Raw genomic sequence first — 24,806 nt, 5'->3', positions numbered from 1 at the left:
CGAAGGCGGCCGTTCGACGTCATGCCCGTGTCGCGGGTCAGTCGCTCGACGACATGATCGCGAGCATGCGCAGGATCTCGAGGTACAGCCAGATGACCGTGACCATGATGCCGAAGACGCCGGACCACTCGTACTTCTTCGGGGCGCGGTTGCGCACGCCCTGCTGGATGAAGTCGAAGTCGAGCACGAGCGAGTACGCCGCCATGATGACGACGAAGATGCCGATGATGACGCCCCACGGGATGCCGAAGATGAAGCTCGGCTCGCTGCGGAGACCGAAGGCGCTGTCGGTCGCACCGAAGATCATGAGGCCGAAGTTCACGAGCGAGAAGACGACGTAGCCCACCATCGCGATGAGGAAGATCTTCGTCGCCTTCTTCGAGGCGCGGATCTTGCCCGAGGCGAAGAGCGCGAGCGTCACGCCGACGACGACGAGGGTCGCGATGACGGCCTGGGCGACGATGCCGCCGCCGAACGACGCCTCGTACCACGCCGAGATGCCGCCGACGAAGACGCCCTGCACACCCGCGTAGGCGAGCACGAGGGCCGGCGACGGCTCCTTCTTGAAGATGTTGACGAGCGCCAGCACGAAGCCGACGAGGCCGGCTGCGCCCCAGATGAACGGCATCGAATCGGCCGTGACCCAGCCGAGGGCCGCGCCCACGACGAGCAGGCCGAAGGCGAGCGCCGACTTCTGGATGGTCGTCTCGACCGCCATGGTCTCGCCGGCGGGCGGCGTCGCGGGCTGGTTGTACATCTCCTGCAGCTGCTGGGCCGAGATGTCTTGCGCTGCGGCCACGCCCCCCTGCGCGGAGAACGCGGAGTTCCGCGAGAAGGCGGGGTTGTCGAGAGCCATTGGGTTTCCTCTGCTTTCGGCTGTGTTCGGGGGGTCGGCATCGGGTGCACGAGGCATCCGCACCACTCCCAACCTACCCGAGTTGTCCGTGACAACGCCCTGAGTTCTCGCGACATTCCCCAGTCGGCATGCCCGGCGCTGACTACGCTGGGCGCATGCAGCACCACGACGCCCCTCGCCCGCTCGTGATCGGGCACCGCGGTGCTCCCGGCTATCGCCCCGAGCACACGCGCTCGGCCTACGAGCTCGCGTTCGCGCTCGGCGCCGACGCCGTCGAACCCGACATCGTCGCCACGCGCGACGGCGTGCTCGTGCTGCGGCACGAGAACGAGATCTCGGGCACCACGGATGTCGCGGATCGCCCCGAGTTCGCCGGCCGCCGCACCACGCGCGAGATCGACGGCACGGCGCTCACCGGCTGGTTCACCGAGGACTTCACGTGGGCCGAACTCGCGACGCTGCGGGCGCGCGAACGCCTCGGGGCGCTGCGCCAGTCGAGTGCGAGCTTCGACGGGCGCTTCCCGATCATCCGCCTGCGCGATCTCTTCGAGGTCATCGACGTCGCCGCCGACGAACAGCGGCGGGTGCTGCGCATGGTGGCCGAGTTCAAGCACGCCGCGCACTTCGATGCGCTCGGGCTGCCGCTCGACGAGCTCTTCACAGCGGAGCTCGACGCTGCGGGGTGGGGGCGCGGCGACGAGCGGCTCATCATGGAGGCGTTCGAGCCGACGCTGCTCGATCGGCTCGGCGCGCGCGGCATCCGGGGCAAGCGGGTGCTGCTCGTCGAAGGCTCAGGCACGCCGTGGGATCTCGCGCTCCAGCAGGGCAGGGCCGCCCCGAAGTACGACTCCTTCGTGACCGAGGCAGGGCTGCTCGGCCTCGCCGGCCGGTTCGACGGGGTGAGCGTCGGCACGAGCCGCCTCGTCGGCGAACTGCGTTCGAAGAACGTGGATGCGGCGCAGCTCGAGAATCTCGTCCGTCATGCACCCGGCAGGCCGCTCATCGGCGCCGAACTCGTCGACGCAGCGCACGCCGCCGGCCTCGAGATCTACACGTGGACCCTGCGCCCCGAGAACCGATTCCTCTCCGGATCGTTCCGCCGGGGATCGGCGCGCGCGGCCTACGGCGACTGGCTCGGCGAGTTCACCCTCGTGATCGGGATGGGGGTCGACGGGGTGTTCCTCGACCACCCGGACCTCGGCGTCGAGGCCCGTGCCGCGTCGGCGGGAGGCCGCTGAGCGTGTCGGGGCGCGACGACGCCGGCGCGCAGCGACGCGCCCGGCGGTCGGCGGTGCGGCTGCAGGCGATCGCGGCGGCGCGGTTCGTCCGCGCGCGGTGGGGCGACCGCATCGGCGGGCCGGCGGGGCTCGAACGACGTCGGCGTCGCGGCCTCGAACGGCTGCTGCGCGAGCGGATGCCTCGTGCCGCCCACTACGGCGGCGGGCTCGAGCGGCTCGAGGACGCGCCCGTCGTCGACAAGGCGACCGTGCTCGCCGACTTCTCGGGTTTCAACGTGTTCGGCATCGCGCTCGAGACGGCGCTCGCCGAGGCGCGTGCCGCTGAGGAGAGCCGCGACTTCCGCGGTGAACTCCCCGGGGGTGTGACGGTCGGGCTCTCGAGCGGCACCTCGGGTCGTCCGGGCGTCTTCCTCGTCGACCCCGCGGAGCGCATACGCTGGGCGGGCACCGTGCTCGGCCGGCTGCTCGACCGCCGCAGCGTCGTCCAGCTCGTGCAGCCGTGGCGGCCACCGCTGCGCATCGCCTTCGCCCTGCGTGCGAACAGCAACCTCTACGAGTCCGTCGCGAGCCGGCGCCTGTCGTTCGCCTTCATCGATCTCGTCGCGCCCTTCGACCGGATCCGGCGGGCGGCCGCGGCCGCCCGACCCGACGTGCTCGTGGCCCCGTCGAGCGTGCTCGTCGAACTCGCCCGCGCGCAGCGTCGCGGCGAGCTCGACGTCGCGCCCCGGCTCGTCGTCGCCGTCGCGGAGGTGCTCGACGAGCTCGATGCCGAGCTCGTCGGAACGACGTGGGGTGTACGGCCGCGGCGGGTGTACCAGGCGACGGAGGGGTTGCTCGCCCTCGACTGCGAGCACGGGCGGCTGCACCTGAACGAGCAGAGCGTCGTGGTCGAAGCCGAGTGGATCGACGCGCCGGACCCCGATGCCGCGGGCCGGCGTTTCGTGCCGATCGTCACCGACTTCGATCGCAGCACGCAGCTCATCGTGCGGTACCGCCTCGACGACGTGCTGCGGATGCCGGCCGGTGATGAGCGGTGCCCGTGCGGGAACCCCGCGCGCGTCATCGAGGCGGTCGAAGGGCGCGCCGACGAGGTGATCGAGGCTCACGGCGGTGACGGGCGCATCGTGCGGGTCCTCCCCGACATCGTGCGGCGGACGTTGACGATGGCGCAGGCGGGGGAGTGGGGCATCCGCTGGTCGCCGGGCGCCCTCGAGGTCGGGCTCGATCCGCTCGACGCCGAATCCGAGCGCGCGGTTCGGGGCGCGCTCGCCGAACTGTTCGAGACGGTCGACGCGGAGCTTCCCGCGCTGCGATTCGTCCCACTCCCGTCGCGGTCGCCGGGGGCCAAGAACGTGCGCATCACCTGCGCCGCGGTGAACGAGGAGACCGCCGATGCCGGCTGAACCCGTACGGATCCTCATCACCGGCGCGACCGGATTCGTCGGCGGCGCCCTCCTGCGGGCGCTCCGCGAACGCCCCGGCGTGGAGGTCCGCGGGGTCGGACGGCGGCAGGTGCCCGACGCCGACATCGCGAGCGTCGACCTCGTCCGGCCGATCTCCGCGCCGTTCGCCGTCGAGTTCCGCCCCGACGTCATCGTGCACGCGGCGGCGCGGGCGAGCCAGTGGGGCACTCGCGCGCAGTTCCGCGCCCAGAATGTCGACGCGACCGCGAACGTGCTCGATCTCGCGCGCCGCACTGGCCTGCCCCGCGTCGTGTACGTCTCATCGACCTCGGTGTTCTACCGGCCGGCCGACCAGTACGACATCACCGAGGCGACGCCGATCGGGCCCGACTACCTGAACGACTACGCCAGGACGAAGCACGAGGGCGAACTCCTCGTGCGCGACTACCCGGGCGAATGGGTCATCGCCCGCCCACGAGCCGTGTTCGGGCCGGGCGACACGACCCTGCTGCCCCGCATCGTCGAGGCGGCGGCCGCCGGGCGCCTGCCGTTCATCGGCGACCGGGCCGCGCCCGCCGTCGGCGACCTGGTCTACATCGACACGGTCGTCGATCACCTCATCGCCGCGGCACTGCTGCCGGGGCTCTCCGGCACCTGCGTGAACCTCACGAACGGGGAGCCCGTGCCGCTTATGCCGACGATCGCCCGGATCCTCGCCGAACTCGACGTGCCCGTGCCGACCCGGCACCTCGGCCGCGGGCCGGCGCTCGGTCTCGCCGCCGCAGCAGAGACCGTGTGGCGCCTCGGCCGCCTCCGCGGTGAACCGCCGCTCACCCGGTACGCGGTCTGGCTCCTCGCCTCGTCGAAGACCTTCGACGTCTCGCACGCGCGAGCGTTGCTCGGACCGCCGAGCGTCACGATGGCCGAGGGGCTCGCCCGCACCATCACAGCGGTGCGTGGCGCGGCGGAGGTGACCCGATGAGACGATCCGACCGTTTCGCCGTCACCGCCGCGCTCGGCTACTCGGCGCTCATGCTCGCGAAGGCGGCGCTCGCGGCCGTCGCCGTCCGTCGGCGCCGTGCCCGCCTGCGCTCGGCATCGGGCTCGACGGTGCCGTCGTCGGAGCTCACGATCGTGCAACCGATCCTCTCGGGCGACCCGCAGCTCGCGGCCACCCTCGCGAACACGCTCGAGGTCGCGAACGACTCGCCGGTGCTGTGGCTCGTCGACACGGCGGACCCCGAGGGGCGCCGCGCCGCGGAGGAGGCGAGCTCGAGGCATCCGCTCGCCGACGTGCGCATCGTCGACTGCCCGCCGTGCCCGGCCCGGACCGGACCCAAGACCTTCAAGCTGCACCTGGCGGAGCCCCTCATCGAGACCGAGGCGTTCGCGGTCGTCGACGACGACACGAGCGTCACGGCCGCCGGGCTCGCCGCGCTCCGCGACGGGCTGCGCATCGCCGAGGTGAGCACCGGACTGCCGAGTTACGTGCCGGGGCCGGGAGCCTGGTCGCGACTGCTCGCGCAGTTCGTCAACGACCAGGCCACACTCTCGTACCTGCCCGCCGCGGCGATCGGCAGCCCGCGCACCATCAACGGCATGACCTGGGCGATGCGGCGGGGCACCCTCGAACGGCTCGGCGGCTTCGCCCCGCTGCTGCCGCTGCTGGCCGACGACCTCGCCGTGGCGACCCGGGTGCGCGAGACGGGCGGCACGATCGACCAGAGCGAGGTCGTGCAGTTCGTCTCGACGACGGTCGAGAGCGGCCGCAGCTACCGCGAGCTCATGCACCGCTGGATGGTCTTCGCTGGGCTCCTGCTCCGGGCGGAGCGCTCGGCGTGGCGCGCGGGTGTCGTGGCGGGATACGCGGTGCCGTCGGTGCTGCTCGGCGCGCTCGTGGCCTCGACCGCCGTTCGGCCGTCGACGACCCGCGTCGCGGCGCTCGCCGCCACCCTCGCCGTGCGCTCGGCGGTCATCGCCGTCGTGCAGCGCATCGTCACCGGGAAGGTGCGGCACGACCCGTTCCTCTCGCTCGCGGGCGAACTCGCGCTGCCCCTGCAGTTCGGCCGGGCGATCGCCGACCGGCGCATCGTCTGGCGCGGCAGCCGCTACGTCGTGCACGCGAACGACCACTTCGAGGAGGAGGCGCGATGACGATCAGGGTCTGCTTCCTGACGGGCCGCAGCGACCGGTCGAACACCGCGCTCTCGCCCGTGCAGCGCGCCTTCCTCGACGGACTGCCGATCACAACCGAGGAGCGCGTCGAGGTGAACTTCCCCTACCGGCCCGCGAGCGGCCCGTGGCGGCGCACGCCGCTGCCGATCGCGAGCGTGCGCAACGCGCGCGACTACTTCGGCTCGCGTCGGGCCGCGTTCGCACACGAACACCGGGCCGCCGTGAGCGAGGCGCTCGCCGCGTCGGACCGCACGCTCGTGCTCGCCGGCAGCTGCGGGCTCGAACTCCTCGCGAACCTCCGCCTCGACGACGACGTGCTCGCCAGACTGCACGTCGTCGCCTACGGGCCGGTGGCGAGATCGCGCCCGGTCGCAGCGCGGCTCGAGACCGTGACGGGCCGCGCCGACGCGCTCGCCCGACGCTCGACCGGCACACCCGACCACGAGATCGACGCCCACCACCTCGACTACCTGTCGTCGCCCGAGCTCCGCGACATCGTGGTCGCGGCGATCGAGCGGCTCCGCGCCGAGCAGGGAGTGCCGGCATGACCGGCCACGTCGAACTCGTGTCGCCGCCGTTCGCGGGCCACCTGCATCCGACGCTCGGCATCGGCGTCGAACTGGCGCGTCGCGGCGTGCCCGTTCGCGTCGTGAGCACCGAGGCGGCCCGCGCCCAGATCGAGGCCGCCGGCCTCACCGCGGTGGCGCTCGAGAGCGCCGACGACCGGGTGATCGCCGGCATCGCCGACCCGCCGGAGCGCATCGGCGCGAACCCGGTTCGACTGCACCGGCAGTTCCGCGGCACGCTCGGAGTGCTCGGCACGATCGGCGACGAACTCGAACGGAGATACCGCGACGAGCGGCCCGCCGTCGTCGTCGCCGACTTCACGCTGCCCGTCGCCGGCATCGCCGCGCATCGCCATGGCGCGCGCTGGATCACCGTCATCGCCTCGCCGGTCGCGATCGGCTCGGTCGACGGCACCCCGGCGTACTTCGGCGGGTGGGCGCCGCCGCGCGGTGCGGCCGGACGGGTGCGCGACGCCGCAGCGCGGGGTGCAGCGCGCGCGTTCAAGCGCGGGGTCTTCGCGATGAACGCGGCACCGCTGCAGGCGCTCGGGTTCTCGGGGGCGTTCCGCGCCGACGGTACCGAGCAGGTGTACTCGCCCGAGCTGGTGCTCGGCCTCGGGCTCCCCGAGCTCGAGCTGCCGCGCACCTGGCCGCCCGCGATGCGGTTCGTCGGGCCCGTGCGGTACACGCCGCCCGGTCGTCCGGGGGCGTGGGGCGCTGAGACATCCGCTGCGCCGCCGGTCGTGACCTCGTCGACGGATGCCGCGGTGAGCCGCCGGCCGCTGGTGCTCGTCTCCTGCGGCACCCACCTGGCGGCGACGAAGGCGGAACTCCTCGGCATCGTCGAGCGGACCGCGGCGCTGCTGCCGGGCGTGGATCTCGAGATGACGCTCGGCGGCACGCAGCCGGACGGCGATCTCGGGGCGAACGGGGCCCGAGACGCCCGGGTGCACCTCATCGACTACGCCGACTACGGCGAGCTCGGCGGCTACGACGCGATCGTGCACCACGGCGGCGCGGGCATCGTGCATGCCGCGCTCGCCGCGGGGCTGCCAGCGGTCGTGATCCCGGTCGACTACGACCAGCCCGATCTCGCTGCGCGTCTCGTGCACCATGGACTCGCGGAACGTCTCGCCCCGTCGGCCGTGCGCGGCGCTGCGGGGGCGACCAGGCTCGCAGCGGCGATCGAGCGGGCGCTCGCCCCGAGCGATGGACGGCGGCTCGCGCTCGCACGGTTCCGGCTGGCGAGCGAACACCGCGACGGCGCGACGGGCGCGGCGGATCTGATCGAGGAGGCATGGATGTCGGGAGTCGGCGCTGGCGGCGAACAGAGCGGGGCGATGGCATGACGCTGTTGGGCGAACGGTTGCAGCGACCGGATGCCGCGCGCTGGACGACCTCCGCCCGCATCGCGGGCCTCGGCGTGCACCTGCCGGAGGACTGGCGGTCGACGAGCGAGACCGAGGCCCGCATCGCCGCGGCGAATCCCGGGCTCTCGCTGCCGACCGGCATCATCGCCCGGCTCACGGGTGTGCGCGGCGTGCATGTGCGGCCCGAAGGGTGGCAGACCTCCGATCTCGCCGTGGCGGCGGCGCGCGCGGCGCTCGCCGAGTCGCCTGGGCCGATCGACCTGCTCGTCTTCGCCTCGGCCAGCCAGGACCTGATCGAGCCGGCGACCGCCCACATCGTGGCCGCGAAGCTCGGGCTGACGGCGGCCGTCATGGACGTCAAGAACGCGTGCAACAGCCTGCTTGTCGGCATGCAGGTCGCCGAGGCGCTCATCGCGACGGGGCAGGCGAGGCGTGCGCTCGTCGTGAGCGGCGAGCAGCCCTCGCACGCCGTGCGGTGGAAGCTCGACGGCGACGCGCAGTTCCTGCGCTCGTTCCCGGGCTACACGATGAGCGACGGCGGTGCCGCCGTGGTGCTCGAGGCCAGCGACGACTCGGGCGTCGGCATCATCGGCTCCCGATTCAGCGCGCACTCGCAGTACTGGGACGTCGGCACGCTGCCGACCGGGGGCTCGATCAACCCGCACGCGATCGGCGGGAGCTACTTCGACATGGACGGGCGTGCGCTCGAACGGGCGTTCCGTCGCGTCGGGCTCGGCATCTTCCACGAGACGCTCGCGGGTCTCGGCCTCGAAGCCGGGGCGCTCGACTTCGTGGCCGTGCACCAGGTTGCGCTGCCCATGCACACCCGCATCGTCGAACTCCTCGGCGTCGACCCGTCGATCACCGAGGAGACGATCTCGGCGCACGGCAACCTCGCGAGCGTGTCGCTGCCGGTGCAGCTCGCCCGCGCGCGGGAGCAGGGCCGACTCCGGCCGGGCGACCTCGTCGCGCTCGTCGGCCTCGCCGGCGGCATCAGCCTGGGTGTCACGGTGCTGCGGTGGTGACGCTCGCGCCGGCACCCGACCGCACCGCGATGCGGTGGGAGGAGCGCGTGATGCGCGCGGCGCATCCGATCGCCTATCCGATGCTCGCGCGCATCACGCGACCGGCCCTGCGGGTGCCCGGAATCGGCACGGTCGTGACGGATGCCGCGTTGCTGCGCGCCGTGCTCATGGACACCGTCTCGTACACGAAGACCGGCCCGGGGGCGCCGAGCGAGCTCTGGACACCGGTGCTCGGACCGCGCGTGCTGTTGAACATGGAGGGTGCGGACCACCTGGAGCTCCGGCGCAGGCTCGCGCCGCTCTTCACCCCGGCGGCGGTCGGCTCGCTCGTCGATCGCACGCTCGGCGGGCCGTTCGAGTCCCTGCGCGCGCGCCTCGCAGCGGGGGAGCGGGTCGAACTCGTGGCCGAGGCGCGACGGTGCGCGAGCGCGGTGATCTCGACCCTCGTGGGGCTGCCGCCCGAGGTCGTCGACGACCGGCTGTTCCGCCGGATCGCGACGGTGACCGGTGCGGTGCGGCTCTCCCGGCCGCGGATGACCCCTGCGCAGGTGCGGCACGCACGCGAGGTCATGGCCGAGCTCACCGGGCACGCCGCGGAGGCGTGGCGCCGCGGCGATCCCGACACCGTGCCCGGCCGTATGCGCGAGCTCGGGCTCGACGAGGAGGAGTCGCTCGGCGCGGTCGGCGCCTTCGTGCTGACGGGGACCGAGACGCTCGTCGCCTACCTGCCGCGGCTCATCTGCCTGCTGGCGGACACCGGATGGCTCGGCCGCCTCGCCACGGAGCGGGAGCACGTCGACCCGGCGATCGCCGAGGGGCTCCGCGTGACGACCCCGTCGCCGGTCATGCTGCGGAGCGTGGTGCGGGAGTCGTGCATCGGCGACGTCGTGGTGCGCCCGGGCGAACGGGTCGTGCTCGCGACCTTCCTCGCGGATCGGATCGCGCCGGGATTCGACCCGGTGGGCAATCCCGCGGCGAGCCTCAGGCAGCTCTGGTTCGGCGCCGGATCGCACTTCTGCCTGGGGGCTCCGCTCGCGATGGCGCAGATCCGCGGCATGCTCTCGGCGGTGCTCGACGCCGCCGTCGAGCAGCCGCTCGAGGTGCACTCGCGGCGCGTCGCGCGCGGGGTGCTGATCCCCGGCTATCGGAGCGTCGTGCTCGGCAGGGGTGTCGGCGGCCGCGCCTAGACTTGGAGGGACATGACGCTGATCCTCGACCCCGACGACCCGGCCGGCTGGCGCGAGGCGCCGCCCGCCTCCGATGCGGCCACCACCGGCTCCCGACTGACCGACGGCCTGAACCCCGAGCAGCGCGAGGCGGTCGAGTACCGCGGCCCTGCGCTGCTCATCGTCGCGGGCGCCGGCTCCGGCAAGACGCGCGTGCTGACGCACCGCATCGCGAGCCTCATCGAGAGCCGTGAGGCGTGGCCGAGCCAGATCCTCGCGATCACGTTCACCAACAAGGCGGCCGCCGAGATGCGCGAGCGCGTCCAGGCGCTGCTCGGCGAGAGCGCCTCCGGCATGTGGATCTCGACGTTCCACTCGGCGTGCGTGCGCATCCTCCGCCGCGAGGCCGAGTCGATCGGCATGTCGTCGACGTTCACGATCTACGACTCGGCCGACCAGCGCACGATCCTCAAGCGCATCATCAAGGAGCTCGCCGCCGACACCATGGGCTTCACGCCCGCGAGCGCGCAGGCCAAGATCTCGAAGCTCAAGAACGAACTCACCGACGTCGAGACCCACGCGCGCAACGCGAACACGAACGACCCGCAAGAGGTCATGTTCCTCGAGATCTTCCGGCAGTACACGCGGCGGCTGCGCGCGGCGAGCGCGCTCGACTTCGACGACCTCATCGCCGAGACCGTCTACCTCTTCCGCGCCTTCCCGAAGGTCGCCGCGCTCTACCAGCGTCGCTTCCGGCACATCCTCGTCGACGAGTATCAAGACACGAACCACGCCCAGTACTCGCTCATCCACGAGCTGACCCGGTCGGTGCCGCGCGAGATCGTCGCCGAACTCGACGAGCACGGCATCCTGGTGCGCGGGCTGACCGATGGCTCCGGGTCGATCCCGGGCGCGAGCCTCACGGTCGTCGGCGACTCCGACCAGTCGATCTACGCGTTCCGCGGGGCCGACATCCGCAACATCTCGGAGTTCGAGCGCGACTTCCCCGGCGCGAAGGTCGTGCTCCTCGAGCAGAACTACCGCTCGACGCAGAACATCCTGTCCGCGGCCAATGCCGTCATCTCGAACAACTTCGACCGCAAAGAGAAGAAGCTCTGGACGGCCGACGGCGACGGCGACAAGATCACGGGCTACACGGGATACACGGCGCACGACGAGGCGCAGTTCATCGCCGACGAGATCGAGTCGCTGCATCGCGAGGGCGTGGCCTATCGCGACATCGCCGTCTTCTACCGCACCAACGCGCAGACCCGCGCGCTGGAGGAGATCTTCGTGCGCTCCGCGCTGCCCTACCGGGTCGTCGGCGGCACGAAGTTCTACGAGCGCGCCGAGATCAAGGACGCGATGGCCTACCTCATCGCCGTCGCGAACCCCGTCGACGAGTTGGCGCTGCGCCGTATCCTGAACACGCCGAAGCGCGGCATCGGTCCGGCCACCGAGACGGCGCTCGCCTCCTTCGCCGAGCAGAACGAACTCACCTTCCGCCAGGCGATGCGCGCGGCCGACGGGCTCGGGCTCGGGCCGAAGGTGACGGGCGCGATCTCCGCGCTCGCGAACGTGCTCGACGAGGCCGCGGCCATGCTCGTGCCGTCGGCCGAGGGCATCGAGGCGGGCACCAATGTCGGAGCCGCGAAGGTCTCCGACGTGCTCGTCTTCCTCGTCGAGCGGTCGGGCCTGCTCGACGCGCTGCGAAACAGCCGCGACCCGCAAGACGAGACCCGCGCCGAGAACGTCGAAGAACTCGTCGCCCAGACCCGCGACTTCGATCGCGAGAACCCGGGCGCCACTCTCGTCGACTTCCTCACCCAGGTCTCGCTCGTGGCGGCGGCCGACGAGCTCGACGACGCATCGGGCACCGTCTCGCTCATGACGCTGCACACGGCCAAGGGGCTCGAGTACCACGCCGTCTTCCTGACCGGCATCGAAGAGGGGCTCCTGCCGCACCAGATGTCGGCTTCCGAGCCGGGCGGCCCGGCCGAGGAGCGCCGGCTCTTCTACGTCGGCATCACCCGTGCCCGCAAGCGCCTCTACCTCTCGCTCGCGATGAGTCGGGCGCAGTTCGGCGAGGTCGCCGTGGCGATGCCGTCGCGCTACCTGCAGGAGATCCCCGAGGGGCTCATCGACTGGCGCCAGTCGCCCGGCATGGCGACCTCCCGGGGCGGCACGCAGCCGCGCGCCCTGAACGCCCGCCGCGGTGCGCCAGGCGGCGCCTGGGGCACGCGCGATCGCGACCTCGAGCGGTTCAGCGTCACCCGCTCCGACAAGCCGAAGACCGAGTGGGCCAACCGCGTCACCGGCACGGTGCGCGACAACGGCGACCTCACGCTCGCGGCCGGCGACCGCATCCGCCACACCGACTTCGGCGAGGGCAAGGTCACCCAGGTCACGGGCGAGGGCACCAAGCGCATCGCCCACGTGAGCTTCGACACCGCGGGCCAGAAGAAGCTCCTCATCAAGATCGCGCCCATCGAGAAGCTCTAACGATGGCCGACCCGCGGGGCGACCAGCGACCGGAAGGGCTCGTCGCGCGACTCCGCTCCCTGCGGGCGCTCGACCTCGAGGTCGCGCTGCGAGCGGCGCTCGCCGCCGTCGTGCCGCTCACGGTGCTCGTCGCGCTCGGCAGGGTCGATCTCGCGGCGTACGCGGCGTTCGGCGGCATGACGGCGATCTTCGGCCGGAGCGAGCCGTACCGCACGCGGCTGCGCACGGTCACCGCGGCCGGCGCCGTGCAGCTGGGCTCGATCGGCGTCGGCATCCTGCTCTCCGCCGCGCAGGCCCCGCTGATCGTCGAGGCCGGCGTGCTGGCCGTCGTGATCGCGGTCGTGATCCTCGTCTACAACACGCTCGGCGTGACGCCGTCGGGTCCGCTCTTCGCGGTCTTCGCCGTGCTCGTGTGCGCGGCCCAGCCCGTCGACGACGGCAGCGGTTGGCTCCGCTGGGGCGTCGCGGCGGCGGCCGCCGTGTTCGCGTGGCTGCTCGCCATGTCGGGCTGGCTCCTCCGCCGCGCCGTGCGCACCCGCGAGGACGCGATCTTCAAGACCCTGCCGCGACGCGCACCCGTTCGGGCGCGCGCGTACGCCGACCCCAGGGTCTGGCTGAACGTGGTGCAGAACGTGCTCGCGGCGCTCGCCGCCGGGGGAGTCGCCATCGCGCTCGGCATCGGCCACCCGTACTGGGCCGTGGTCAGCGCGGTCGCCGTGATCCCGCCGGCACGGGCCGCCCACACCGTGCAGCGCGCGTGGCACCGTGTCATCGGTACGGCCGTCGGCGTCGGCGTGACCGCGCTCGTGCTGTTGCCCGAGCCGCCGATCTGGGTGCTCGTCGCGGTGATCGCGGTCTGCCAGTTCGCCGCCGAGATCCTCGTCGGCCGCCACTATGGCGCCGCCCTCGTCTTCGTCACGCCGCTCGCCCTCACGGTCGCGCACCTCGCGACGCCGACGCCGCTGCCGGTGCTGCTCGGCGACCGACTGGTCGAGACCGTCGTCGGCGCCGTGCTCGGGGTCGCGGCGGTGCTCCTCGCGCGGCGCTTCGTCGAACACGTGCCGATGCCGCCGCCGACCGCCGCCACGCCGAGCATCCGACCGAGGGAGCACCCATGACCTGGCCGACGCGCGAACGGCGCACCGTGTACGAGAACCGGTGGATCACCGTCACCGAAGACGTCGTCGTCCGGCCCGATGGCACCGACGGCATCTACGGGGTCGTCGAGATCCGCAACGATGCCGTGTTCGTCGTCGCGATGACCGACGACGACGAGGTGCTCCTCGTGACGGTCGACCGGCACACCGTCGGCTCGTCGATCGAGGTTCCCGCGGGCGGCACCGACGGCGAGGAGCCGCTCGTCGCGGCACGTCGGGAGCTGCTCGAGGAGACCGGCCACGAGGCGGCCGAGTGGCGCGAGATCGGGCGGATGACCGCACTCAACGGCATCTGCCGCGCCGCGGAGACCGTGTACCTCGCGACCGGCGCGCGGCGCGTGGCATCCGTCGCCGATTCGCAGGCTGAAGAGGGCATCAGCGCCGTGCAGGCGGTGCCGTTCGCCGAGGCGGTCCGCATGGTGTCGGCCGGCGAGATCACCGACGGCGAGACGATCGCCGCCCTCTTCTACGCCGCAGCAGCGCTCGGTCGCGTCGGCTGATCAGCGCCGTTCGGTCAGCGCCGTTCGATCACACGGCCACGCCGAGGAGCGCACCGACCGCCCACGTCGCAGCGAGCGCGAGCGCCCCGCCGATCGTGACGCGCAGCACGGCGCGCAGCTTCGGGCTGCCCCCGATCCACGCGCTCAGCCAGCCGGTGATCGCGAGCGCGACGATCACGGCGACGAACGTCGTCGGGATCCGCCATTCGGGCGGCGGCAGGAGGATCGCGAGCATCGGCAGCACCGCGCCGACGACGAACGACAGGGCGGATGCCCCTGCAGCATGCCAGGGGTTCGCGACGTCGTCCTGATCGATGTGCAGCTCCACCTCGAGGTGCGCGGCGAGCGCGTCGTGGGCTGTGAGTTCGCGGGCGACGGTCTCGGCTGTCTCGGCGGAGAGCCCCTTCGAGCGATAGAGCCCCGCGAGCTCGGCGAGTTCCTGCTGGGGCATCGTCTCGAGCTCCCATCGCTCCTTCGCTATGAGCGCATGCTCGGTGTCCCGCTGGCTCGACACCGACACGTACTCGCCGAGCCCCATCGAGATCGCACCGGCGATCACGGATGCCACGCCGGCGACGAGGATCGCGCCGAGGTCGTTCGCCGCGGCCGCCGCGACACCGACGACGAGCGCGGCGACCGAGACGATGCCGTCGTTCGCGCCGAGCACGCCGGCCCGGAGCCAGTTGAGTTTCGCGTGCACCGAGCCGTCGTGCGGATCGGCCCGGTGGATCGGTTCGTCCGTGTGCGTCATCGCGCCAGTCTCGCACTCGGCCGGAGACGGCCGCCAGCGTGCTGAGCCTCACCTCACCCGAGCGCGCGTCGAGGCGGTGTCCGGAGAGGCGGTGCCGGAGAGGCATCCGTCGCCACTCGGCCGGTTCGGTCGCGCGGAACGGGGGGAGTAGCATGGAACTTGGCCCTACTTATCTTGACGTCGAGATTCTTCGGCGGGTCGGGCCGACACCCACCAGCCCCTGTGCGCTCTCGCGCGTGCGGATCGATTGGAAGTAGAGCGTGGATCTTTACGAGTACCAGGCCAGAGACCTGTTCGAGCAGTACGGGGTTCCCGTGCTCCCGGGCATCGTCGCCGACACCGCCGATGAGGTGCGCGCGGCCGCCGAGAAGCTCGGCGGCGTCGTGGTCGTCAAGGCCCAGGTGAAGACGGGCGGCCGCGGCAAGGCCGGCGGCGTCAAGGTCGCGAAGAACCCCGACGAGGCCTACGAGGCCGCGAAGGCGATCCTCGGACTCGACATCAAGGGCCACGTCGTCAAGCGCGTCATGGTCGCCGGCGGCGCCCGCATCGCGCAGGAGTTCTACTTCTCGGTGCTGCTCGACCGGGCCAACCGCTCCTACCTCTCGCTCACGAGCGTCGAGGGCGGCATGGAGATCGAGGTGCTCGCCGTCGAGAAGCCCGAGGCGCTCGCACGCATCGAGGTCGACCCCATCGCCGGCATCGACGCGGCGAAGGCGCGTGAGATCGCGGTCGCCGCGAACTTCCCCGCCGAGCTCGTCGACAAGGTCGCCGACGTCTTCGTGAAGCTCTACGAGGTCTACAAGGGCGAAGATGCGACGCTCGTCGAGGTCAACCCGCTCATCCTCGACGAAGACGGCAACGTCGTCGCCCTCGACGGCAAGGTCTCGCTCGACGAGAACGCCGAGTTCCGTCACGCGAACCACGCCCTCCTCGAGGACAAGGCCGCAGCCGACCCGCTCGAGGCCGCCGCGAAGGAGCTCGACCTCAACTACGTCAAGCTCGACGGCGAGGTCGGCATCATCGGCAACGGCGCGGGCCTCGTCATGTCGACGCTCGACGTCGTCGCCTACGCCGGCGAGAACCACGGCGGCGTCAAGCCCGCCAACTTCCTCGACATCGGCGGCGGCGCCTCGGCTGAGGTCATGGCCAACGGCCTCGGCATCATCCTCGGCGACCCGCAGGTCAAGAGCGTCTTCGTGAACGTCTTCGGCGGCATCACGGCGTGCGACCAGGTCGCCAAGGGCATCGTGGGCGCGCTCGCCGAGCTCGGCTCGGCCGCGAACAAGCCCCTCGTCGTGCGTCTCGACGGCAACAACGTCGTCGAGGGCCGTCGCATCCTCGAGGAGGCCGCGCACCCGCTCGTGACCCTCGCCGAGAACATGGACCAGGGCGCCGACAAGGCCGCCGAGCTGGCGAACGCCGCGTAAGTAAGGGATTCAGACATGACGATCTTCCTCAACAAGGACTCCAAGGTCATCGTCCAGGGCATCACCGGTGGCGAGGGCTCCAAGCACACCGCGCGCATGCTCGCGGCGGGCACCCAGGTGGTCGGCGGCGTGAACGCACGCAAGGCCGGCACCACGGTGCTGCACAACGACGCAGCGGGCAACCCGGTCGAGCTGCCGGTGTACGCCTCGGTCGCCGAGGCGATGGCCGAGACGGGCGCGGATGTCTCCATCGCATTCGTTCCGCCGGCGTTCACGAAGGACGCCGTGGTCGAGGCCATCGACGCCTCGATCCCGCTCCTCGTCATCATCACCGAGGGCGTGCCCGTGCAGGACTCCGCGGAGTTCTGGGCCTACGCCAAGGAGAAGGGCGACGCGACCCGCATCATCGGCCCGAACTGCCCCGGCATCATCAGCCCCGGTGAGGCCCTCGTCGGCATCACCCCGGCGAACATCACCGGCAAGGGACCGATCGGCCTCGTGTCGAAGTCGGGCACGCTCACGTACCAGATGATGTACGAGCTGCGCGACCTCGGCTTCTCGACCGCGATCGGCATCGGCGGCGACCCCATCATCGGCACGACGCACATCGACGCGCTCGCCGCGTTCGAGGCCGACCCCGAGACGAAGGCGATCGTGATGATCGGCGAGATCGGCGGCGACGCCGAAGAGCGCGCGGCCGACTTCATCAAGGCCAACGTCACGAAGCCGGTCGTCGGCTACGTCGCGGGCTTCACGGCTCCCGAGGGCAAGACCATGGGCCACGCCGGTGCCATCGTCTCGGGCTCGGCGGGCACCGCGCAGGCGAAGAAGGAGGCCCTCGAGGCCGCCGGCGTCAAGGTCGGCAAGACGCCGTCCGAGACCGCGCAGCTGCTCCGCGAGGTCTACGCGGCGCTCGGCGCATAAGCACTCCGCACCATCGGGAAGGCCCCGCCGGCGATGCCGGCGGGGCCTTCGTGTCAGTTGCGATCGAACGGATGGCTCCGGCCGATCACAGGCCGTTCCGCTGAATCACGGATCGATGACGATCGTGCACACGTACGTGTCGGGCTGCAGGTCGCTCTTGGTGAGCGATCCGTCGCCGACCGCATTCGTGGTCGCCTCGAACGGCGGGTCCGCAGCGGCGTCGCAGTCGATCGTCGACGCGGTGCCGCCGTCGACCTGCGAGTCGACGCTCACCGTGATGTTCGTCAACGGCATGTTGCTGAACACGACAGGCGTCGCGTCTTCACAGGTCGTGTTCTCGACCACGGTTCCGTTCTGCGGGTTGGCGGAGGTCACCGCGTAGCCCGCCGGGACCGCTTCGGTCACGGTGTAGCTGCCCGCCTCGATGCCGGCCACGCAGGCCTCGCCGTTCGCGTCGGTCGTGCGGGTCGTGCCTGCGGGAAGGTCGCCACCGGTGATCGTGAAGACGACACCCGCGTGCGGGTGGTCACCAGGGCCGTCCGCTGCATGCTTCTTCGTCTTCTCGATCGCGAGGGCACCGCAGTTGTTCAGCCCGGTCTCGACCGGAGCGATGAAGTCCTTCATCGCCGCGGTGAACGAGTCGGATGACCGGCTCTTCAGGTACGCGCTTCCGAACGCCACGCAGCCTTCTCCGCCGAGCACGTCGAAGTCCACGGTGGCCTCACCGAAGGTTCGCGGATCCATGGCACCCAGCCCGTCGGACTCGGCCGCCGGGATATCGCTCGTGTTGATCGACCCGGTCGCATCGCCGGCATCGGTCAGGTTGTCGCGGACGCCCCAACAGGGAGTGCTGTTCGCGGCTTCGCACAGCGACTTGGGACCTGTGTCGACCCACCGCGAGAGGAACAGCTCGGGCTCCGTCCCGCCGTTGGCGAGGTCGTACTGGATCAGGAGGTCGCCTGCGGTGCGCACGGGCGTGACGCCGTTGGTGGACAACGTCTCGGACTTGTTGAACTCGAAGTCCATGTTCGTCGTGCCCGTCGGGTCCTGGACGCGCTGCCAGTAGAGGTGCAGGAAGTCACCGGCCGCCGCTTTCTCGAGGTACAGTCCGAATTGCAGCAGGTCGCTCTTGTTGGGCGGGATGCTGCCGTCGATGACCGTCGGAACGGCGGTGTCCTCCTTCGACCCCTGGCCGAACGAGTCGTCCTGGGCGCCCTGGAACTCTTCGGGCTGGTCGATCTGGTCGACGTTCGCCCAGTCGAGCGACGGCGGGGCGGGGTGATCCACCCTGAGGTTCGCGTCGGTGTCGATCTCGAAGTTGCTGCCGGCCAGGCTGACATCGCCGTGGCCCGCGAGCGCCGGTCCTGCCACGAGGGCGGTGAGGGTGAGTGCGCCGATTCCGGCTGCCGCGGCGACGTGCTTCCACCGTCGATGCGACCGTGTCGGTGTCTCGGATGTGGGAATGTTCGTGAGGGGCATGATCCGCCTCCTGTGTTGCGGGGTTCGTCCGGTTCGGGTGAATCGGACGGTCCTCTGCGGGCGAGGTGGCGAAAAGGCGGAGCTGTAGGGCGCGATCGTCGTGTTCGTGCGGCCGTGCGGTCGGGGGTACTCGCCGGCGCGGCCCCATCGGGCTCGAGAGGAGTCTCACGCTGTCTGAACGCTACACCCGCGCTCGTTCCACAGGAACCCATTCATGAGGATTCGTCATGAAATAACGCGGGGGTGAATCCGCGAGAAGGGCCCCGCCGGCAATGCCGGCGGGGCCCTTCTTCATGTGTTCAGTCGCCTTCCGATCAGGGGTCGATGACGATCGTGCACGTCACCACCTGCGGTTCCAGGTTGTTGAGGGTCAGGGAACCGTCTCCGTTCGGACCGGTCGTCTGGTCCGGTTCCGGCAGGCCGGGGACGCAGTCGATCGTCGACTTGGTGCCTCCGTCGACCTGCGAGTCGACCGAGACCGTGAGGTTCGTCAGCGGCATGTTCTGGAACGACACCGTCGCGGCGGGAGTGATCGGATCGCAATCGCCCTCGCTCTCGACGACCGTCGCCGTCCGGCCGTTGGGGCCGACCAGGTGGTACCCCGCCGGCACCGATTCGGTGACGGTGTAGTCGTCGGCGAACGCGCTCACGAGCAGCCCGGGAACGCAGACGGTGCCGTCGGCACCGGTTACGGCCGGCACGCCACCCGGCGGCAGCTCACCGCCGGTGACGGTGAACGTGACTCCCGCGTGCGGGTGGTCCGTCGGCCCGTTGGGCAGGTTGGATGCCACGTGCTTGCGGGTCTTCACGATCTTGATCGCTCCGAGGTCGCGGTCGTTGTGGAAGGTGCAGACCACGTTCTCGCCTGCGTCCAGCACGATCGACGCGGGGTCGGTCCCGTCATCGTCACCGGTGCAGGTCGCACTGACCTGATGCCAGTTGTCCGGAGCGGTCTCGGCGACGTCGTAGTTGCCGGGCGGGAGGTTTTCGAACGCCTCCGAGTCCATGCCCGCGGCGCCGGCGCCGGTCGTCTCCAGTGTGAACGGCGACGGGGTCAACGTGCTCGAGGTGAACTCGAACTCGCCCTGCCCGCTATCGGTGATCTTCTCGACGGTGATCGTGCCGCGTGCACGGTTGTAGTACGTGCAATCGACCGTGTCAGCAGCGGTGTCGAGGTTGAAGGTGATCTCTGCGCCGTCGATCGTGACATTCGCTCCGTCAGTACTCGCTTCGCAGTCGACATGATCGAGATCCCAGCCGGGTGGCAGGGTCGACTCGGTCACATGGCCCTCGGTGTCGATCGGCACCTCACTGAACGACTGCGACTCGCCGTCGCTCAACGTGAAAGTGCTGTCAGCCGGGTCGCTCGTGAAGTCCTTCGTGTACTCGAAGTCCTCGGTCGAGCCCGTCGGGTCGGTGACCTTGCGGATCGTGACGTTGCCACACGTCGGGAACCCGGTGCCGATCGGAGCGATGAAGTCCTTCAGTGCGGCCGTGAACGAGTCGGAGGACCGGCTCTTCAGGTACGCGCTGCCGAACGTCTGGCACTCGTCGAGCGTGCTCGCGAGCGCGGTGAAGTCGACCGTCGCCTCGCCGAACGTCCTCGCCGAGATCGCGCCGAGACCGTCGGATTCGCCGGCAGGGATGGCGCCCGTGTTGATCGATCCGGTCGCGAGACCGAGCGCGCTGAAGTTGACCTTCGTCGACCAGCAGGGCAGGCTGCCCGCTTGACACGCGTTGAGCGGAGTCGGGCCGAACGAGGTGAGCCACCTCGACACCGAGAGCTCGGGGCGCGTGCCGCCGTTCGCGAGGTCGTACTGGATCAGCATGTCGCCGTGCGTCCGCACGGGCGTGAACCCGTTGGCCGAGAGGATCTCCGACTGGTTGAACTCGAAGTCCATGTTCGTCGTGCCAGTCGGATCCTGGACCCGGTGCCAGTACAGGTTCAGGTACTGGTGTCCGCTGAGGTTCGTCTCGAGGTAGAGGCCGAAGTTCTTCAGGTCGCTCTTGTTCGGCGGGATGCCGCCCGTGACGACCGTGGGTACCTCCGTGTCCTCCTTCGCGCCCTGGCCGAACGAGTTGTCGTTCTTCGGGTCGGTGACGTCGGCGGTCTTCTCCTGTTCCACGTTCATCCAGTCGAGCGACGGAGCCGCGTCGTCGACCTTGAGGTTCGCGCCGCCTGGCGATACCGGATCCTCGATCTCGAAGTCGCTGCCGGGCAGGCTCACTTCGGCGTGCGCCTGAGCCGGCGTGACGGTCAATCCGGTGATGACGAGTGCTCCGGCGGCGGCAGCCGCGATGATGCGCATTCGTCGACGCCTGGGATGATCCGGGGGGATGGGGCTTGGCAGAGTGGTATCGCGTCGAAACATCGTCGCCTCCGTTGGGGTGTTGCAGATTCCGATCGGTCGGGGATGGCCGATCGGTTCCCCTGCGGGTGGTGATGTGCGGCGGTGTGCCGGCGCGCCGAAGCGCGCAAGTGCCTGTCGTGGTCCGGTCGCCGCGGGTAATCGACGGCCGGCAGCATCAAGACCCGAAGAGGAGTCCTACGCTTGTCAGGCGCAGGCTACACCCGGCGAAGATTCGCCTGGAAGCAAACGTGATGATTCCTCACCCTCCAGTACGGGAGGTACGGACGGGCGGCCGGAGGCGTCGAGGCCGACTCGTTGGCGCACCTGACCCGTCGTGTTCCACGAGGTCGGGCTCCCGTGCCAGAGTGGAAGCATGAGCGAGCAGAAGTCACCGGCGAAGGGGATGAGCCAGGCCCACCGGATCGTTCGGGCCACCTTCGTGACCGAGGAGTCGGTCTACGGGGTACTGCTCGTGTCGGGCATGATCGTCGCATCCGGTGGTCACGGCGAGAGCTCGTGGCGCGTGTTCTGGAGCGTCGCCGTCACCGTCGTGGTCTTCTGGGCCGCGCACGTCTACGCGGGCACCGTCGCCCACCACGGCCTCGATCACGATCGGGTCGTCGGCCTGAAGGAGTCGTTCGGGATCGCCCTGCTCCGTTCGCGCGGACTCCTGCTCTCCGCGACCATCCCCCTGTTCATCCTGCTGCTCGGTGCCACCCGGGCGATCCCCGATCCCATCGCCATCTGGGCGGCGCTCTGGGCGGGCGTCGTCGTGCTCGCGGTGCTGGGGTTCATCGCATTCCACCGCCGAGGTGCACCGTGGCCGGTCCAGATCCTCGGCTCGCTCATCACCGCCATGTTCGGTGTCGCGTTGATCGTCCTGAAGGCCGTCGTGCACTGAGCCGGGCGACGCGACGGTTTCGTCCGGGCCGGTCGGATGTGCGCGAGCGCACCGAGCGCTATGGTCATGGGCAGGGGTGTCTCATGGCCATGACCGGTGACAACGAACTCGAGGCACGAATCGCAGCACTCGAATCCGAGAACGCGGCGCTTCGCGCGGGTCTCGAGCAGGCGGAGGCGTCGGGCGGTGCGGATGCCGCGGCATCCGCCGGCTCGCGACCGAAGCGGCACTGGGGGCGCAGCTTCACGGCCGTCGTGCTCATCGTCGTGGGCCTCCTGCTCGCACCCGTCGCGGTGATCTCCGCGTGGGCGCGCCTCGAACTCGCCGACACCGAGCGCTTCGTGGCGACCTTCGCCCCGCTCGTCGAGCAGCCGGCGGTGCAGGCCTACATCGGCGACGAGGTGACGGCCGCCATCGAGGAGCAGGTCGACATCCCGGCGCTGACCGCCGACGTCTTCGACGGCATCCGCTCGCTCGGCCTGCCGCCGAAGGCCGACACCGCGCTGGGGCTGCTCGAGGGGCCGGCGACGCAGGGCATCCAGTCGCTCGTCTCCGACGTCGTCGATCGCCTCGTCGAGTCGCCGGCGTTCGCCGACATCTGGGCGAACACCCTGCGCATCACGCACACGCAGTTCGTGGCCGCCATGCAGGGCGACCCCGACGCCGCGCTCGCCGTGGGCAGCGACGGCACGATCTCGGTGCAACTCGGGCCGATCGTCGACTCCGTGAAGCAACGGCTCATCGACCAGGGGGTCGGGTTCGCCCAGGCGATCCCCGAAGTCGACAAGAGCATCGTCATCGCGCAGGACGACGCATTCGGGTTGATCCGCACGATCTACGCGCTCGCCATCGGCGTCGGCACCTGGCTGCCGTGGATCATGCTGGCCTTCCTCGTCCTCGGCGTCGTCCTGGCACGCAACAAGGTCAGGGCGCTCGTGTGGACGGCCGGCGGCTTCGCCCTCTCGATGGTGATCCTCGCGAGCGGTGTCGGCATCGGCCGCTGGTACTTCGTCGGCGCCGTCAGCCCATCGGTGATGCCGGCGGGCGCGGCCGAGGCGATCTACTCCGGGCTCATCGAGATCATGATGTCGACGGTCGTCGCGCTCATCGTGCTCGGGGTCCTGGTCGCGATCGTCGCCTGGTTCTCGGGGCCGTGGCGCCCAGCCCGTGCCCTGCGCGGCTTCGCCGAGTCGGGGTTCAGGGCGGTGCGCGGCGCCGCCGCGGCCCACGGCATCACGACGGGGCGCTTCGGAATCTGGCTCGATCGCTGGCGCGTCATCGCCTACATCGCGATCGCCGTGATCGCCTCGCTCGTCGTGCTGTTCTCGCGGCCCGTCTCGGCCGGTCTCGTCTTCACGACGCTGCTCCTCGCGCTGCTGGCGCTGCTCATCGTCGAACTGCTCAGGCGGCCTGAGGCCGAGGTGGCTGCCGCTGCCGCGGCGGCGGCCGGCGGAGCCGAAGCCGAGGTCGACGTCGTCACCGAGGTCGACGAGTCGGTGCTCGTCGTCGTCGGCGCCGACGGGACGGCGGAGGTCGAGGCCGTCGTCGACGAGGTTGACGTCGAATCGTCGAGTCGGCCCGACACCGCACGTCCTGCCGACTGAGCGGCGGTGACCGGGATAAGCTCCCGGTGGAATGAGACGCACGACGATCGCCCTGCTCGCCGGCCTCGAGGCATCCGTCGCCGCCCTCATCGGCCTCGGCATCGCGCTCGTGCCGCTCATGCTGCTCTGGGCGGTGCACTTCGGTCTCGCGGTCGATGCCGCGCTCTTCCTCCGGGCAGCGGCGGACGTGTGGCTGCTCGGCCACGGCGTCGATCTCGTGCTGCAGCTCGACCCGCTGACGGCGGCCCGCACCGGCCTGCCCGGCGCCGGCGATCCGTTCCCGATCACGATCGCACTACTCGGCTTCGCCCTCATCTCCGTGGCGTTCGGCCGTCGCATCGGCCGTCGCTCGGCCGCGGAGGGGCATTCGTTCACCGGCAGCATCTCGGCCATCACCGTCTACGCGATCGCCGGACTCGTGCTCGCGATGACCGCGGGCGTCGACGGTGCGCGGTCCTCCCTCTGGCAGTCCGCGCTGCTGCCGGCGTTCACGATGGCGCTCGGCGTCGTGATCGGCGCGGTCATCGAATCGTTGCGCGGCGACCAGGTGACGGATGCCGCGGCCGGCTTCGTGCGCCGTCGGGTCGCCGAGCTGCCCGTGGTGCTGGTGGAGACCACGCGTGCGGTCGTGCGCATCGGTGCCGGCGCCGCATTCGGGGTGCTCGCGGTCGCCGCGGTGCTCGTCGCCGGGCTCATCACCGTGGACTACGCGACGATCGCCGGGCTCTACCAGTCGCTCGGCAGCGGCGTCGACGGCGGCATCGCGCTGACCGTCGTCGAGCTCTCCCTCATTCCGAACCTCGTCGTGTGGGGCGCGGCCTGGTTGCTGGGCCCGGGGTTCGCGATCGGTGCCGGTTCGGCGGTCTCGCCCGCCGGCACCCTGCTCGGCCCGGTGCCCGGAATCCCCCTGCTCGGTGCGATGCCGAACGAGGCGCAGCCGTTCGGCGCCCTCTGGCTCGTCGTGCCCGTGCTGTTCGGCTTCGTCGGGGCCTGGCTCGTGTCGTCGGGGACGACCTCGCCGGCCGCACCGGCCACGGCGTGGCCGGCGCCGCGGATGCAGCGCGCCGACGTGCGCGCCTCGTGGTGGTTCCCGCTCGTGACCGGTGCCGGCTCCGCGGCCGCGGCCGGGCTCGTGCTCGGGCTGCTCGCCTGGTGGTCGGGCGGTGCGGTCGGGCCGGGTCGGCTCGCCGAGGTCGGACCCGACCCGTGGGCCGTCGGCGGTGTCGCCGCCGCCACGATCGGGATCGGCGCAATCGCCGGCGCCTACTCGGCGTGGGTCCGCGAACGATCGGGGAGTGGGCCCGGGGCATCCGCTCGGCGCTCTCGGTACGACGACGGCTTCGATGACGACGACGGGCCGCGCACGTTCAACCCGAACGCGACCGAGGTGCTCGGCCGGTAGCCCGGCCGG

Annotated in this window: 20 protein-coding genes; 16 read left to right on the top strand and 4 right to left on the bottom strand. The window is 71.0% G+C overall.

Annotated features, from left to right (window positions below; genetic code table 11):
• Positions 1-37: 37 nt before the first annotated feature.
• Entirely contained in the window at positions 38-856 is an 819-nt protein-coding gene (locus ASE14_RS07125; RefSeq protein ID WP_056652831.1) for a Bax inhibitor-1/YccA family protein, read from the bottom strand.
• 155 nt (positions 857-1,011) lie between these two features.
• Between ASE14_RS07125 and ASE14_RS07120 the strand changes: the two genes are divergently transcribed.
• Genes ASE14_RS07120 through ASE14_RS07070 form a run of 11 tightly spaced genes read left to right on the top strand, consistent with a single transcriptional unit; the run spans position 1,012 to position 13,958 of the window.
• Entirely contained in the window at positions 1,012-2,094 is a 1,083-nt protein-coding gene (locus tag ASE14_RS07120; RefSeq protein ID WP_056652828.1) for a glycerophosphodiester phosphodiesterase family protein, read from the top strand.
• A gap of 2 nt (positions 2,095-2,096) precedes the next feature.
• The gene (locus ASE14_RS07115; protein ID WP_056652824.1) at positions 2,097-3,497 is read left to right on the top strand and encodes a F390 synthetase-related protein; all 1,401 of its coding nucleotides are present in this window, start codon (positions 2,097-2,099) and stop codon (positions 3,495-3,497) included.
• Positions 3,487-4,479, top strand: coding sequence for an NAD(P)-dependent oxidoreductase (locus ASE14_RS07110; protein WP_056652822.1), 993 nt, complete (start codon positions 3,487-3,489; stop codon positions 4,477-4,479). The genes ASE14_RS07115 and ASE14_RS07110 overlap by 11 nt, the downstream gene beginning before the upstream one ends.
• Positions 4,476-5,651: a glycosyltransferase gene (locus ASE14_RS07105; protein ID WP_056652820.1), complete on the top strand. Its 1,176-nt coding sequence runs from the start codon at positions 4,476-4,478 to the stop codon at positions 5,649-5,651. The genes ASE14_RS07110 and ASE14_RS07105 overlap by 4 nt, the downstream gene beginning before the upstream one ends.
• Entirely contained in the window at positions 5,648-6,220 is a 573-nt protein-coding gene (locus ASE14_RS07100; RefSeq protein ID WP_056652817.1) for a hypothetical protein, read from the top strand. The genes ASE14_RS07105 and ASE14_RS07100 overlap by 4 nt, the downstream gene beginning before the upstream one ends.
• Positions 6,217-7,587, top strand: coding sequence for a glycosyltransferase (locus ASE14_RS07095; protein ID WP_056652813.1), 1,371 nt, complete (start codon positions 6,217-6,219; stop codon positions 7,585-7,587). The genes ASE14_RS07100 and ASE14_RS07095 overlap by 4 nt, the downstream gene beginning before the upstream one ends.
• Positions 7,584-8,633 carry a 3-oxoacyl-ACP synthase III family protein gene (locus ASE14_RS07090; RefSeq protein ID WP_056652810.1) on the top strand — a complete coding sequence of 350 codons (1,050 nt, stop codon included), beginning with the start codon at positions 7,584-7,586 and terminating at the stop codon, positions 8,631-8,633. Before ASE14_RS07095 ends, ASE14_RS07090 begins: the two co-directional genes overlap by 4 nt.
• Positions 8,627-9,820 carry a cytochrome P450 gene (locus ASE14_RS07085; RefSeq protein ID WP_235511136.1) on the top strand — a complete coding sequence of 398 codons (1,194 nt, stop codon included), beginning with the start codon at positions 8,627-8,629 and terminating at the stop codon, positions 9,818-9,820. The genes ASE14_RS07090 and ASE14_RS07085 overlap by 7 nt, the downstream gene beginning before the upstream one ends.
• Positions 9,821-9,832: 12 nt before the next feature.
• Positions 9,833-12,301, top strand: coding sequence for an ATP-dependent helicase (locus ASE14_RS07080; protein WP_056652807.1), 2,469 nt, complete (start codon positions 9,833-9,835; stop codon positions 12,299-12,301).
• A 2-nt stretch (positions 12,302-12,303) separates the two neighbouring features.
• Positions 12,304-13,419 carry an FUSC family protein gene (locus tag ASE14_RS07075; RefSeq protein ID WP_082600290.1) on the top strand — a complete coding sequence of 372 codons (1,116 nt, stop codon included), beginning with the start codon at positions 12,304-12,306 and terminating at the stop codon, positions 13,417-13,419.
• Positions 13,416-13,958, top strand: coding sequence for an NUDIX domain-containing protein (locus ASE14_RS07070; protein ID WP_056652804.1), 543 nt, complete (start codon positions 13,416-13,418; stop codon positions 13,956-13,958). Before ASE14_RS07075 ends, ASE14_RS07070 begins: the two co-directional genes overlap by 4 nt.
• Before the next feature lie 28 nt (positions 13,959-13,986).
• Here ASE14_RS07070 and ASE14_RS07065 read toward each other — a convergent pair whose 3' ends face one another.
• Entirely contained in the window at positions 13,987-14,709 is a 723-nt protein-coding gene (locus ASE14_RS07065) for a VIT family protein (protein ID WP_056652801.1), read from the bottom strand.
• A gap of 260 nt (positions 14,710-14,969) precedes the next feature.
• Here ASE14_RS07065 and sucC point away from each other — a divergent pair, with 260 nt between their 5' ends.
• Positions 14,970-16,136, top strand: coding sequence for an ADP-forming succinate--CoA ligase subunit beta (gene sucC, locus ASE14_RS07060; RefSeq protein ID WP_056652797.1), 1,167 nt, complete (start codon positions 14,970-14,972; stop codon positions 16,134-16,136).
• Positions 16,137-16,151: 15 nt separating this feature from the next.
• Complete coding sequence (gene sucD, locus ASE14_RS07055) at positions 16,152-17,060, top strand: succinate--CoA ligase subunit alpha (RefSeq protein WP_056652794.1); 909 nt, start codon at positions 16,152-16,154, stop codon at positions 17,058-17,060.
• Between the two features lie 105 nt (positions 17,061-17,165).
• Here the strand turns inward: sucD and ASE14_RS07050 are convergent, their stop codons facing one another.
• Together ASE14_RS07050 and ASE14_RS07045 are read right to left on the bottom strand one after the other, a co-directional pair.
• The gene (locus ASE14_RS07050; protein ID WP_056652792.1) at positions 17,166-18,539 is read right to left on the bottom strand and encodes a prealbumin-like fold domain-containing protein; all 1,374 of its coding nucleotides are present in this window, start codon (positions 18,537-18,539) and stop codon (positions 17,166-17,168) included.
• Positions 18,540-18,853: 314 nt separating this feature from the next.
• Positions 18,854-20,848, bottom strand: a complete 1,995-nt coding sequence (locus tag ASE14_RS07045) for a collagen binding domain-containing protein (RefSeq protein WP_056652789.1) — start codon at positions 20,846-20,848, stop codon at positions 18,854-18,856.
• A gap of 415 nt (positions 20,849-21,263) precedes the next feature.
• Here ASE14_RS07045 and ASE14_RS07040 point away from each other — a divergent pair, with 415 nt between their 5' ends.
• From ASE14_RS07040 to ASE14_RS07030, 3 genes are all read left to right on the top strand, one after another.
• A complete protein-coding gene (locus ASE14_RS07040; RefSeq protein ID WP_056652786.1) occupies positions 21,264-21,791 on the top strand; it encodes a hypothetical protein in 528 nt (175 codons plus the stop codon).
• 83 nt (positions 21,792-21,874) lie between these two features.
• Positions 21,875-23,395 carry a hypothetical protein gene (locus tag ASE14_RS07035; protein ID WP_056652783.1) on the top strand — a complete coding sequence of 507 codons (1,521 nt, stop codon included), beginning with the start codon at positions 21,875-21,877 and terminating at the stop codon, positions 23,393-23,395.
• Positions 23,396-23,426: 31 nt separating this feature from the next.
• Positions 23,427-24,797 (top strand): DUF6350 family protein, encoded by a 1,371-nt coding sequence (locus tag ASE14_RS07030; RefSeq protein WP_056652780.1) that lies wholly within the window; start codon positions 23,427-23,429, stop codon positions 24,795-24,797.
• Positions 24,798-24,806 lie beyond the last annotated feature (9 nt).

This window comes from Agromyces sp. Root81 (assembly GCF_001429165.1).
Taxonomy (GTDB): Bacteria; Actinomycetota; Actinomycetes; order Actinomycetales; family Microbacteriaceae; genus Agromyces.
Note: the sequence above shows the minus strand (reverse complement) of the source record. Positions and strands in the feature narration are given on the sequence as shown.